Raw genomic sequence first — 12956 nt, forward strand, 5'->3', positions numbered from 1 at the left:
ATGACTCAGAAACATTTCGTTGAACTGCGCAATGTCACCAAGCGCTTTGGGGATAACACCGTTATCGACAACATCAATCTCGCCATCCCGCAGGGGCAGATGGTGACGCTCCTTGGGCCGTCCGGCTGCGGTAAGACCACGGTACTGCGTCTGGTCGCCGGGCTGGAAAAACCCACTGAAGGGCAGATCTTTATCGACGGTGAGGATGTCACCGATCGGTCCATCCAGCAGCGCGATATTTGTATGGTGTTTCAGTCCTATGCGCTCTTTCCACACATGTCGCTGGGCGAAAACGTCGGGTACGGTCTGAAAATGCTTGGCGTGTCGCGCCGCGATATCAGGTCGCGGGTGAAAGAGGCGCTGGCGATGGTGGATCTGGACGGGTTTGAAGATCGTTATGTCGATCAGATCTCCGGCGGGCAACAGCAGCGCGTGGCCCTGGCCCGCGCCCTGATCCTCAAGCCCAAAGTGCTGCTTTTTGATGAGCCGCTGAGTAACCTCGACGCCAACCTGCGCCGCAGCATGCGCGATAAAATCCGCGAGCTGCAAAAACAGTTCAACATCACGTCGCTCTACGTCACGCACGATCAGAGCGAGGCGTTTGCGGTCTCGGATACGGTACTGGTGATGAACAAAGGCAACATCATGCAGATGGGTTCGCCGCAGGATCTCTATCGTCAGCCCGCCTCGCGCTTTATGGCGAGCTTTATGGGCGACGCGAATCTGTTCCCGGCGCGCTTCTCACAGGACGCGGTGGAGATCTACGGCTACCGCCTGCCGCGCCCGGGGCATTTCGTCAGCGAAGGGGCGGGCTCCGTCGGCGTGCGTCCGGAAGCGATTACCCTGAGCGAGCACGGCGAGGAAAGCCAGCGCTGCACCATTCGCCACGTGGCGTATATGGGGCCGCAGTATGAAGTGACGGTAGACTGGCACGGCCAGGAGATTTTGCTCCAGGTTAACGCCACGCGCCTGCAACCCAACGCGGGAGAACATTACTACCTGGAGATACACCCGTACGGGATGTTTGTGCTGGCGGAAGTGGCCTGAAGTATGCCGGGTTACCCCGGCAAAACGATCAGCGCTGCGCGGTGAGCGCGGCGATATCCTTCGGCGTGGTGCGACAGCATCCGCCGATTAACCGGGCTCCGGCCTCAAGCCACTGGGGTAAATAGCCCGCCAGCGTCTCACACGCCTCGCCGTGGTGATGCCAGGTTTTACTTACCGCGTCATAGTGCTCACCCGAATTTGGATAGACCACCAGCGGAAGCGACGTCAGGTTTTTAAGCGTGTTTAGCGCCGCCGTGGTGTTCTCCAGGGCGATACAGTTTATGCCCAGCGCCACCACCTGCGGATAGGCCTTCAGCCACGCAACTACTTCACGCAGCGGCGTCCCATCGCTTAAATGCGTGCTGTCGCGCAGCGTAAAGGTAAACCATGCCCGGGCGCGGGGATACTCAGCCAGCAGGGCCGTCAGGGCTTTGATCTCTGCGTACGAGGGCAGCGTTTCGCAGGCCAACAGATCGGCCCCTGCATCCAGCAGGGCTTCCACGCGAGGACGATGGAAATCCATAAAGAGGTCGGCGCTGCGGATATAATCTCCGCGATACTCAGAACCATCGGCCAGATAGGCCCCGTAAGGACCCACGGACCCGGCCACCAGCAGCGTGCCTGCCTGCGGGTTTTCTGCCAGATACGCTTCGCGGGCCTTACGCGCCAGCTCCACGCTCTTACCAATTAATTGACGAGACTGCGTTTCATCCAGCCCCCGGGCGGCAAAGCCAGCGGGCGTCGCCTGGTAGCTGGCGGTAATCGCCACCTGCGCCCCCGCGCGGAAATAGTCCAGATGAACGTCGCGGATCAGTTCCGGCTTTTCAATCAGCACTTTTGCGGACCACAGGCTGTCTGCCAGATCGCAGCCGTGCGCTTCCAGCTCCGTCGCCATCGCGCCATCAAGCACGATAAACGGCTGCGTTTCTAAAAGAGAGGTAAGCGGATTATTCTGCGACATGTTCAGGCTCCTGATATTTAAGAGAACGGGTCAGATACCAGGCACCATAGCACAAGGCGACAAAGGGAATACCGCAGTAGAGTGCGATTCGCTGCGTCGGATCGAAGGCGAGACCTACGCAGGCGACCAGGCAAAGCACAAAACCGAGAACGGGCACCAGCGGATACCACGGCGCGCGATACTGCAACGCAGCCAGCGGTTTGCCCGCCTGGAGATGGCGACGGCGGAACATAAAGTGCGACGCGCAAATGCTGAGCCAGACCGCCACAACCGCAAACCCCGAAATGGCCGATAACGCGACAAAGACGGTGTCCGGCGCCACAACGCTTGAGAACAACGCCAGCACGCCGCCCAGCATACTCACCGAGATCGCCGTCAGCGGCACGCCGTTTTTATTCACGCGAGCAAAGCAGCGCGGCAGCGTTTTTTCATTGGAGAGCGACCAGAGCATACGACCAGAGGCATACAGCCCCGAGTTTGCGGCCGAGAGGATGGCGGTCAGAATCACAAAATTGAAGATATCCGCGGCATAGGGAATCCCCACTTTTTCAAATACCAGCACAAAGGGGCTTTTCTCCACGCCCGCCTGCTGCATGGGAATGAGTGCCGCCAGAACAAACACCGTGCCGATAAAAAAGAGGATCAAGCGGGCAATGGTGGTACGGATGGCGACAGGAATCACCTTATGCGGGTTTTCCGTTTCGCCCGCGGCGATGCCAATCAGCTCGGTGCCGGAGAAGGCAAAATTGACCGCCACCATGGTCATCAGGATCGGCAAACCGCCGTGGGGGAACCAGCCCTCTGCGGTGAGGTTAGCCAGCCCCGGAGCCGGTGATCCATCCTGCATGGGGATGAAACCGAAAATTGCCGCCCCGCCCAGGATGATAAACGCGATGATGGTGATGACTTTGATCAGCGAGAACCAGAATTCGCCCTCGGCAAAAAAGCGCGTTGAGATAACGTTAAGCGCAAATATCACCCCGCAGAACACCACGCACCAGATCCAGACCGGCACCTGCGGAAACCAGTACTGCATACAGAACCCGGCGGCGGTAAAGCTCGAACCGAGCGCCACCGTCCAGGTGAGCCAGTAGAGCCACGCCACGGTGTAGCCCGTTGCCGGCCCCAGATAGCGCGTCGCATAGACGTGAAAGGCGCCGGTTTCCGGCATGGCCACGGAAAGCTCGCCCAGACACTGCATCACCAGCCAGACCACCAGCGCACCAATGAGATACGCCAGCAGCGTTCCCGCCGCGCCGGTGGTGGAAATGATATAACCCGTATTAAAAAATAATCCTGTACCGATGACGCCGCCCAGCGACAGCATGATCAGGTGGCGCGTTTTCATGGTGCGCTTCAGCTGCCCATTTTGTTCTGTTTGCATATTACCTTCTAAACGTATGGACATCTAAACATCCAAAGAAGGTCATTTATACCGTGAATGTTAACAAAAAGCTAGCCATGTACCAGGCGCAGCCGCGCGCGACGGGCATTAAGTCGAGGATGATGTGTCAGGATCACGTAGAGAAAGGGACGCCAGGCCATAAGCACCTCCGCAAGGCAGATACTTTAAGCATGGAGGCCGGGGAGGCGCTTTTCGGTCAGTCGAAAGTGCGAACCGCACCGGGCAACGTCATGCAAAAGACGGTGGCCCTGCCCGGACAATGAAAGCCCTCGTCTTGGTAATTCCCCTAAACAGTTCTATAGTCCTTGGAGATTCTTCGTTACCAGGACTTAGTGATGCGCTTTAATGGACTGACCAAAGGTTTTTTCCTGCTTCTTCTCGCTCTCGTTACGTGGGCTTTCTTTGATGTGTTGTCGCCCTATTTTTCCGCGATTTTATGGGCCGCCATCCTGACCATCATTTTTAACCCGGTGAAAAATAAGCTTCGCGCCGCGCTGGGGGATCGTAACGGGCTGGCATCGTTTTTGACTCTCGGCATCATCTGCCTGATCGTTTTTATCCCGTTAATGGTGATCCTCTCGTCGCTGGCGATTGAGCTGAACGTGGTTTACACCAAACTGCAGGCGGACAACACGCAGTTCCCGGAGGTGGTGGCGGGCATCTTTAATCGACTGCCCGACTGGGCAAGCGGTTTCCTGGCCGACCATAACCTGAATAACGCCGCGCAAATCCAGAAGAAACTCTCCGACTTTGCCCTGCAGGGCGGGCAGTATCTGGCGGGCAGCGCCTTCCTGATTGGCAAGGGCACCTTTGGCTTTGCAATTAGCTTCGGCATCATGCTTTATCTGCTGTTTTTCCTGTTGAAAGACGGGCCGTATCTGGTGCGCCAGATTCTGGACTCCCTGCCCCTTTCCGATTTTGCGAAAGAGCATTTGTTCGCCAAATTCGTCGGGGTCTCTCGCGCGACGGTCAAAGGCACGGCGGTCGTGGCGGTGGTTCAGGGAACGCTGGGGGGCATCGCCTTCGCCATCGTCGGTATTGATGGCAGCATTTTGTGGGGCGCGCTGATGGCGTTTCTCTCCCTGGTGCCCGCGGTGGGTTCGGCGATTGTCTGGGTTCCTGCCGCCATTTTCCTGTTTGCGACGCATCAGGTCTGGCAAGGGCTGTTTATTGTCGGTTTCTTCGTGATCATCGTTGGCCTGGTCGACAACATTTTGCGCCCGCTGCTGGTGGGGAAAGACACCAAAATGCCGGACTACCTGATCTTGATTTCAACGCTTGGCGGCATGGAGCTTTACGGAATTAATGGCTTTGTTATTGGTCCCCTGATTGCGGCGCTGTTTATCGCCTGCTGGAATCTGTTCTCCGGGCGCGACCATGCAGGCAATGCGGAAGAGTTAGACGCGGAGTTCATCGAAGAGGGTAGAAAACCGCCGGAGTTATAAAAGCAGGTGTAAGCATCAACGAGGCGGCTGCGGGCCGCCTTTTTTTTCACTCTAAATCAAACGTTTTCTATAATTTAAAGAACGCCATACTACATTTGTCGCAAAAGGATCCCACAGGTGCGAATCGCCACGATAACAAACTGGGCCTATGGTGCCACGGTATGCCTGACTCTCGCCTCCGGTATCATCATGATCCTGGCGTCCAATGCTGACAATGCGGAACGGCAGGCGGTTGCACAACGCCAGCAGTTCGATCAAATCACCGAAGACATCGAAGCGGATGCCTGGATGCTGTCTGATTTGGCCCGCCTGTTTGTGATCAAAAAAGACCCGGCGATCCTCAATGAGTACCGTCAAAAAGAGGGCACGCTTAAAAACATCGAAGTGCACCTTCAGAAATTAGACGATACCGGTGCAACGGACGAAGAACTCTCTTTACTCAGTGAAGGATTAAAAATCGTAGATGCGCTGCAGGACGAACAGCAGGCCGCCCTTGCCAGCGTGGCGCGGGGCGAGGAGCAGCAAGCCGTCGATCTGTTATACGGCAGCGCCTACGAGCTTGAGCTTGAACGCGCGCAGCGGGAGATTGACCGCTTCCGCCAAATACTGGATAAGCGTGTCATAACCGATGTCCAGGTGGCGACAAAAACCTCGAAAACGCTGCGCACCGCCTCCGAGGTTATGGTCGGCCTGACCGCCCTGCTCTTCCTGTTTGTGCTGGGCTTTATTTTAAAACGCCGCGTACTGCGCCCGGTCGTTCGCCTGAGCGACGTGGTGCATCGTCTTGCCTCGCAGGACTATGCCGTGGAAACGCCCAACTTCAATCAGATTGATGAGATCGGTGACATGGCGCAGGCCATCCACATTTTCCGTGAAAATGGGCTGGCGCGACAGCGTCTGGAGAAGGAGCGCGATGCGGACTGGGCTATCCGTGAACTGCTGGCGCGGATGACGCAACGCCTGCAGGGCTGTGAATCCTTTGATGACGTGCTCAACGTGGCTACCCTTTTTGCGCCGAATATTGCTCCTGGCCTTTCTGGCAGGCTCTATATTCTGGATCGTGCCCCCGCGCGAATGCGCTGCGTGGCAGAATGGTTAGATCCGCATGGCGCGTCGACCCCCTTCGATCCTGAAGACTGCTGGGCGATACGCCGCGGTCAAAGCCATCCGCCGGTAAACGGTGAACCGGACGTGGTCTGCTATCACCTGCCTGAATCGGTGGCGCATCAGGCCCTGTGCATTCCCCTGATCGCGCAGGGGGAAGCGATTGGGTTGCTCTCCATCCAGAATATCCTTCCGGAAAACGCCCCGTCACGCGCCTATCTGGAGCTGATGGCAGAAGCGCTGGGACTGGCGCTGGCTAACCAGCGGCTGCGTCACGAACTGCAGGAAAAAGCGCTTTATGACCCGCTGACCGGCCTGCGTAACCGCCATCACCTGGACGATATGCTCCGCGCCCAAATCAGCCTGGCACAACGTACCTCAACGCCGCTTAGCTGTCTGATGATTGATATCGATCACTTCAAAAAGATCAATGATAAGTACGGGCATGAAGCAGGTGATGCGGTCATCAAACGCGTCGCGAGCATTATTCAGCGAACAACCGGCGATGAAGGCAAAGCATTCCGCTATGGCGGCGAAGAGTTTCTGGTGCTGCTTGCCGGAATGGACGACGAAGCCGCCTATGAACGCGCATCGCAGATTTACAGCGAGGTGAAAATGTCCACGGTCCGCTCGGGTATATCAGAAATCGCCACGGTGGATGTTTCCATCGGGATCGCCACATTCCCTCAGCATGTTCAGAGCGATAGCCTTATTCGAGCCGCTGATGTCGCGTTGTATCGTGCAAAAGAGCTGGGAAGAGCGCGGATAGTGAGTTTTGGTATGTTAGGGGAAGGGTAGGTTTGTTTGTGGGGTTGTTGGCGGAAAGGGGGTTTTAGTGGCTATAAGGGGGTAATGTTTTGAATGGGATGAGGAGCGTTAAGGCGGTGCGATAATAGGAACATAACATCGCTAAAAATCCAATTTATTTTCAGTAGCTTATATTCGTTAAGTTTTTTAAGGTACCCCCAAAAGTACCCCCAATCAGATCCCGTCTCAACTCTGACAGCAAAAAAATGTTGCGGGCTGTCTAATAGACAGCCCGCAAGCACGGTTGATGTTTTTACAGATACTAATCAACCTTCCAAACGTTAACTGCTTGTTGTGACATCCATTTTTGAAAATCATTGACAGATTCTAAATTCCACTCTTCATATTCTGTCACTTTTAAGGCCAACTTATATCCGGATTTTGTATATTCTTTTTTCTTCTCTTCAAAGGATGAGCGTTTTAAATTATCTTTATCCATTAAGATCATGTTTCCAAGTCTATCTTTTACATCATTAATTCCTTCACCAAAAGATTCGCTCCAATCTTTCTCTGGATGATAAGGGCAAATATGCTCTAATGTCGTTTTTTCATAATCACATGGATTACCTAAATAGCCTTCAATTTCAGAAAGTAAAAAACGTATTTTTTTCGCCGTTTGTCTACTTGGCATTCTATGAAATTCAAAAGCATTAAAGAAAGCATTATCATCAGGATACAAGCGTTTAAATTCCTCGCTATTTTTCACATGACTAGCTCTTAAGAACTCTCGATTATAAACCTTGTTCGCGATTTGATTATAAATATTCTCTTGTTCACTAGGTGATAAATGGCAGATAATATTATATCTAATAGATAATACATATATATATTTTACGAGCTTAACAAACTCCTCTGGAGAAAAATTACCAAAGGCAGCGAGAAATATTGTTAGTGGTTGCTTGATATTAAATAATCTAATACCATTAAGATAGTGCAATACATTTCTGTATTTCACATCTTGATCTCCCCACCATGCATCATTGGGATTGATCAATGATGCATAAATAGGTGAGTAGTCAATTAATGACTTCAAATACTGATACGCTTCTTCCGGTTTCGTTAATATTTTTCTCATTGAGGAAAAAAGGTTGTTCTTAGTAACCATTCTTCTCTGTGAATTATAGTGATATCTAATGTAATCAGAAACATTGCTCTCTCCAAGTTGGACAATCATTTCTGACCATTGCTCGTCCAAATCGTTGAGCTCTTCTTCTCCGATTTGATCATCTTTCGTCACAATTGAAAACAAATAGTTTTTTAGTAGGTCCGGAGTAGACAATTGGACCCCTCTCGCATTCAAAGTTTCAAAAACTTTATAGGCATTAAGATCGTCTTGTACAATTATCTTTGTAAAAATCATACTTGAAGAAAAATCTGCAATAAACTGAGCAATCTCCGCACCTGTTTTGCCGTAATCTTTCTTACAGAAAAAGTCAAAACACTTACGTATCAATTTATTAGTTGATGTTATACCGCGAGAGTTTTGAGCCTCTAAATGAGATGACATTCTTTGAAAATAACTTTTATTATTTCTATTTAGTTCTAATTTATTAATTACTTTAAGCGTAACGAAGTTCTTACTTCCTACAAAATTCTGAGTTATACCATCGAGTCGCTCAGTATTGCCCTGAACATCCTCCCCATTATCAATTAGAGTTTTGATCGCTTTCATTGCAGCCAGAACTATAATCGATAACGTAACTAAGCGTTGTTGCCCATCTATAATTTCATGCTGATACTGTTCTTTTTGTTGAAGGACAATGTAGCCCATATAATGAAAACCTTCATCATCAAGAGAATTTATATCTCCCCACAAATCCTCCCATTGTCCTACATCCCATGCATAGTCTCGCTGGAATCTAGGCACAATATATTTGTTAGGCCCACCTATTAATTCATTAAAATTCTCATTTTTTGGTTCCATCAACATAAATTGCTTTGCCATTTAATCAAATCCCGTTATTTTAAAATGACGTTATCATAAGGCTGTTAATTATTAACAAGACATCATGATGAGAGTTTCATAGCTATGATGCACGATAAACGATTCGAGCACTAACAGACACTTCTAGTGCTCTACATCATCAGAGACATTCAACTTGGCCGCTTTGAACAAGCTGTAGAATGGTTAAAAGTTATTCTAAATATATCTAAATTACTGACTGAAGCAACTGTAACTTAGAGCGCGTTCTGCCAAAAATCCCCACTGGCGCTGCCGGTGGGTGACAACTTTTGACAACTCAATCTGAGCGCCAGCGTCCGGGCAAACCAGAACAGCGATCTGAAAGAGGCTCGAGGATGGTTGCAAAGGGGGAGTGCTTAACACCTCCCCTTCACGAGTTCGTGTACCTGAAGTTTTCTAAAGCGGTAGCAGTTGACACTTTACCCCTAGTTTTTCCTAGTAAGGCATAACAAACCAAAAAAGGCTGACACCTGCCCTGCTTCGCATCAGGATTAACAAAAGCTAACAGCCAAGGCTCAACAAATCTCAACGCCAGCCCTCTACACTTCTGCTGTAGCTGCTGTTCGTAGGCGTCAGGATCCGTTAGGTTAACACTTTCCCAGTTTCTCGCGAAAAAGTGTTAAGTTTGAGGGGCTGGGGGGTTTACAGTTTTTCGCCATCCAGCATACAGAGCGACACTAAACCAGTTTTGTTCCAGTCATCCAGCGTATCGGGGTGCATTGTAGCAACGTAGGCCAGCTCAGAACGAAGAAACCGTAAAGCCCCTGCTACACGGTCTTTGCCGTAGAAACTGTGAGTTTCTTCATCCAGCCGGAAGAGAATCAGCTGTTGCTCTTCGGGCTCGTACTGAAGCTCAGCGGCGGCTGCCTCTATCCACTGACCAGCATCAATATCAGCCGGCAGCTCTTTCCCGCCGTCATGCCCCATACCCACGCGGCGGCCTGCGCCCACGTCATTGCATTGTGATGATCATCAGCACCAGCACCAGCACCAGCACCAGCACCAGCACCAGCACCAGCAGAATTTTGTTTAGCTTGTGATGCGTCAACATCCACTTTATCGCCTGAAATAAAAACTTCACCGCGGGCTATCCAGCCATAACAGTTTGACGACTGACGCCCATATGCCTGGCGTAGGCTGATTTACTTCAGAGCATCCTGGTGCTTCCCTCCAGACATAAAAAAGCCGCCCTCTGGCGGCCTACTTCTCTTCTGATTGTGTCTGATGCTAATTGCCTTTGCACATCGCGATGATCTGTTCGCTTAACTGGTCAAGGCCTGTCATGCGTGGCTGCACGTCTGAAGGATCATCGTTCTTCCCGAAACAATATTTAAACCGCCAGTATTTGCCACCATGAGTGTTGATCAGAAGAGATAAACCGCCATCATCAGCAAGCTTATAAACTTTTTAGACCGAACAGCAAATATCACCCTAATTCTCCCCAAATCACCGTAGATTTCAGGGAACATGAGTAGACTTGGGAAAAGTTTGAGATGGTGCCGATAATAGGAGTCGAACCTACGACCTTCGCATTACGAATGCGCTGCTCTACCAACTGAGCTATATCGGCCCTGAGAGGCCGGTTACGAATGTAACCACGGGGCAAAAGAGTAGATCTAACGAGGTGATGCGTCAATGGCCTTGTGAATCAAACGCCTATTTTTGCATCACCCCGTTTTATTTATGCGCGAATCGTATCATCACCAAAGCCGATCCACTTGTAGGTGGTTAAGGCTTCCAGTCCCATTGGGCCACGCGCGTGCAGTTTTTGCGTACTGACGGCAACTTCTGCCCCCAGACCAAACTGTGCGCCGTCGGTGAACCGCGTTGAGGCGTTGATGTAGACCGCAGAGGAGTCGACCTCGTTGATAAAGCGATCGGCATTGCGAAGGGTGCGGGTCAGAATGGCGTCGGAATGCTGCGTACCGTGTTCACGAATGTGCGTAATGGCGTCATCCAGGTCGGCAACAATCTTCACGTTCAGATCCAGCGATAAATATTCGTCGTCATACTGCACGTCCTTCACCGGTTCTACCTTCGCCGGGCCGTCTTTGAGCATCGCCAGTGCGGATGCATCCGCATGCAACGTCACGCCGCTCTCCGCCATCTTCTGGCTGAGCGCGGGTAAGAACGTCCGGGCGATATTCTGATGCACCAGCAGCGTTTCAACGGTGTTACAGGTGCTTGGACGCTGGGTTTTGGCATTAACGATAATGTTTAGCGCCGGTTCGGTCTCGGCGCTTTCATCCACCAGGATATGACACACGCCGATCCCGCCGGTAATGACCGGTATGGTCGATTGTTCCCGGCAAAGCTTATGCAGGCCTGCGCCGCCGCGTGGGATGAGCATGTCGATATATTTATCCATGCGCAGCATCTCGTTGACCAGCGCACGATCGGGGCTTTCAATCGCCTGTACCGCGCCCGCGGGTAACCCGCACTCTTCCAGCGCCTGCTGAATCACTTTTACCGTGGCCGCATTGGTCCGCCAGGTCTCTTTGCCTCCGCGCAGAATCGCGGCGTTGCCGGTTTTCAGGCACAGTGATGCCACATCCACCGTAACGTTCGGACGGGCCTCGTAAATCACGCCGATAACGCCAAGCGGCACGCGGCGGCGTTCGATACGCAGGCCACTGTCAAGCAGACCGCCGTCAATCACCTGCCCGACCGGGTCGGCCAGATTGCAGACCTGGCGCACGTCGTCTGCGATACCTTTCAGACGAGAAGGAGTAAGCGCCAGACGGTCGAGCATGGCTTCGCTCAGACCGTTGGTGCGCGCTTGTGCTACGTCTTCTTCGTTGGCACGCAGGATCGCGGAGGATTGCGATTCCAGATAATCAGCGATTTTCTCCAGTACGCGATTTTTCTCGCGGCTGGAAAGGAGCGCCAGTTTGTAAGAGGCGGCTTTCGCAGCGGCACCCATTTGTTCCAGCATGTTCGGCTCCTTAGCGAATAATCATATCGTCACGATGAACGGCAACCGGGCCATATTCATAGCCCAGAATGGCATCGATTTGCTGCGAATGCTGACCCGCAATGCGGCGCAGCGCGTCGCTGTTGTAGCGGCTCACGCCGTGCGCGATATCGCGGCCAGCAAGATTACAGATGCGGATCACTTCACCACGCGAGAAGTTGCCTGTCACGGTTTTGATTCCTTTTGGAAGCAATGAGCTTCCCCGATCCAGAATCGCCATGGTCGCGCCTTCGTCCACGGTGATTTCACCCGCAGGCGGGGCGCCAAAAATCCAGCGTTTGCGATTCTCAAGCGGCGAAGCCTGCGCGTGAAAACGCGTACCAACGGAAATGCCTTCCATGACGTCACCAATCACGCCAGGGCGGCTCCCTGCGGCGATAATGGTGTCGATACCCGCCCGACAGGCTACATCGGCGGCCTGGAGTTTCGTCCCCATTCCTCCGGTGCCCAGGCCGGATACGCTGTCGCCGGCAATCGCCCGCAGTGCGTCATCAATGCCAAAGACATCTTTAATCAACTCCGCCTCAGGGTTGTTGCGCGGATCTGCAGTAAACAGCCCTTGCTGATCGGTCAGGAGAAGCAGCTTGTCCGCACCCGCCAGAATAGCGGCCAGCGCAGAAAGATTGTCGTTATCGCCCACTTTAATTTCAGCCGTTGCGACAGCGTCGTTTTCATTAATCACCGGAACGATATTGTTATCCAGCAGCGCGCGCAGCGTGTCGCGAGCGTTAAGGAAGCGTTCCCGGTCTTCCATATCGGCACGCGTCAGCAGCATCTGCCCGACGTGGATACCGTAAATGGAGAACAACTGTTCCCACAGTTGAATCAGTCGGCTTTGGCCCACGGCCGCCAGCAGCTGTTTGGAGGCAATCGTCGCGGGGAGTTCGGGATACCCTAAATGTTCACGTCCGGCCGCAATGGCGCCAGACGTGACGATCACGATACGGTGACCTGCGGCATGAAGCTGTGCGCACTGGCGAACAAGCTCAACAATGTGGGCGCGATTTAGGCGGCGCGATCCGCCTGTTAAAACACTGGTACCGAGTTTTACCACCAGCGTCTGGCTATCACTCATGATTCTCTGCCGTTCAACAATAAGGGAAAATGATGTTAATCAGACGTTTTAACAGGACTCGGCCCCGTTGCCAACTGTCGTCGCACGCGGTGAACCACTTTGTTGCGCGGGATCAGGAAGCGTAGCGGCAGATTTTGACACTTTTATTACCGAAAAATTAAAACTCACTTTTTTA

The 12956-nt window shown here is 52.4% G+C and carries 11 protein-coding genes and 1 tRNA gene; 4 read left to right on the top strand and 8 right to left on the bottom strand.

What is annotated here, in order from left to right; translation table 11 throughout:
* Positions 1 to 1047, top strand: a complete 1047-nt coding sequence (fbpC, locus tag LZP96_RS05620; protein ID WP_064324965.1) for a ferric ABC transporter ATP-binding protein — start codon at positions 1 to 3, stop codon at positions 1045 to 1047.
* A gap of 28 nt (positions 1048 to 1075) precedes the next feature.
* Here fbpC and mmuM read toward each other — a convergent pair whose 3' ends face one another.
* Together mmuM and mmuP are read right to left on the bottom strand one after the other, a co-directional pair.
* Entirely contained in the window at positions 1076 to 2008 is a 933-nt protein-coding gene (gene mmuM, locus LZP96_RS05625) for a homocysteine S-methyltransferase (RefSeq protein ID WP_064324964.1), read from the bottom strand.
* Entirely contained in the window at positions 1995 to 3392 is a 1398-nt protein-coding gene (gene mmuP / locus LZP96_RS05630) for an S-methylmethionine permease (RefSeq protein WP_064324963.1), read from the bottom strand. The genes mmuM and mmuP overlap by 14 nt, the downstream gene beginning before the upstream one ends.
* Before the next feature lie 53 nt (positions 3393 to 3445).
* On the opposite strand from mmuP, the gene LZP96_RS05635 reads away from it, so the two are divergent.
* From LZP96_RS05635 to LZP96_RS05645, 3 genes are all read left to right on the top strand, one after another.
* The gene (locus LZP96_RS05635) at positions 3446 to 3676 is read left to right on the top strand and encodes a hypothetical protein (protein ID WP_064324962.1); all 231 of its coding nucleotides are present in this window, start codon (positions 3446 to 3448) and stop codon (positions 3674 to 3676) included.
* Between the two features lie 72 nt (positions 3677 to 3748).
* A complete protein-coding gene (locus tag LZP96_RS05640; protein ID WP_064324961.1) occupies positions 3749 to 4858 on the top strand; it encodes an AI-2E family transporter in 1110 nt (369 codons plus the stop codon).
* A gap of 117 nt (positions 4859 to 4975) precedes the next feature.
* Positions 4976 to 6760: a diguanylate cyclase gene (locus LZP96_RS05645; RefSeq protein ID WP_064324960.1), complete on the top strand. Its 1785-nt coding sequence runs from the start codon at positions 4976 to 4978 to the stop codon at positions 6758 to 6760.
* Between the two features lie 271 nt (positions 6761 to 7031).
* Here the strand turns inward: LZP96_RS05645 and LZP96_RS05650 are convergent, their stop codons facing one another.
* The 6 genes from LZP96_RS05650 to proB form a co-directional block, all read right to left on the bottom strand.
* A complete protein-coding gene (locus tag LZP96_RS05650; RefSeq protein WP_064324959.1) occupies positions 7032 to 8714 on the bottom strand; it encodes a DUF262 domain-containing protein in 1683 nt (560 codons plus the stop codon).
* A 660-nt stretch (positions 8715 to 9374) separates the two neighbouring features.
* Positions 9375 to 9683, bottom strand: a complete 309-nt coding sequence (locus LZP96_RS05655) for a hypothetical protein (protein ID WP_232462954.1) — start codon at positions 9681 to 9683, stop codon at positions 9375 to 9377.
* Position 9684: 1 nt separating this feature from the next.
* Positions 9685 to 9813, bottom strand: a complete 129-nt coding sequence (locus tag LZP96_RS05660) for a hypothetical protein (protein WP_257789908.1) — start codon at positions 9811 to 9813, stop codon at positions 9685 to 9687.
* A gap of 413 nt (positions 9814 to 10226) precedes the next feature.
* Positions 10227 to 10302 (bottom strand) — tRNA-Thr (locus LZP96_RS05670).
* Positions 10303 to 10413: 111 nt separating this feature from the next.
* Positions 10414 to 11667 carry a glutamate-5-semialdehyde dehydrogenase gene (gene proA, locus LZP96_RS05675; protein ID WP_064324958.1) on the bottom strand — a complete coding sequence of 418 codons (1254 nt, stop codon included), beginning with the start codon at positions 11665 to 11667 and terminating at the stop codon, positions 10414 to 10416.
* A 10-nt stretch (positions 11668 to 11677) separates the two neighbouring features.
* Positions 11678 to 12781, bottom strand: coding sequence for a glutamate 5-kinase (gene proB, locus LZP96_RS05680; RefSeq protein ID WP_064324957.1), 1104 nt, complete (start codon positions 12779 to 12781; stop codon positions 11678 to 11680).
* Between the last annotated feature and the right edge of the window lie 175 nt (positions 12782 to 12956).

The organism is Huaxiibacter chinensis, from assembly GCF_022171985.1.
GTDB classification, from domain to species: Bacteria; Pseudomonadota; Gammaproteobacteria; order Enterobacterales; family Enterobacteriaceae; genus Enterobacter; species Enterobacter chinensis_A.

Coding starts and splice junctions, on each gene's coding strand:
- fbpC (WP_064324965.1), top strand. CDS start 1: ATGACTCAGAAACATTTCGTTGAACTGCGCAATGTCACCAAGCGCTTT.
- mmuM (WP_064324964.1), bottom strand. CDS start 2,008: ATGTCGCAGAATAATCCGCTTACCTCTCTTTTAGAAACGCAGCCGTTT.
- mmuP (WP_064324963.1), bottom strand. CDS start 3,392: ATGCAAACAGAACAAAATGGGCAGCTGAAGCGCACCATGAAAACGCGC.
- LZP96_RS05640 (WP_064324961.1), top strand. CDS start 3,749: ATGCGCTTTAATGGACTGACCAAAGGTTTTTTCCTGCTTCTTCTCGCT.
- LZP96_RS05650 (WP_064324959.1), bottom strand. CDS start 8,714: ATGGCAAAGCAATTTATGTTGATGGAACCAAAAAATGAGAATTTTAAT.
- proA (WP_064324958.1), bottom strand. CDS start 11,667: ATGCTGGAACAAATGGGTGCCGCTGCGAAAGCCGCCTCTTACAAACTG.
- proB (WP_064324957.1), bottom strand. CDS start 12,781: ATGAGTGATAGCCAGACGCTGGTGGTAAAACTCGGTACCAGTGTTTTA.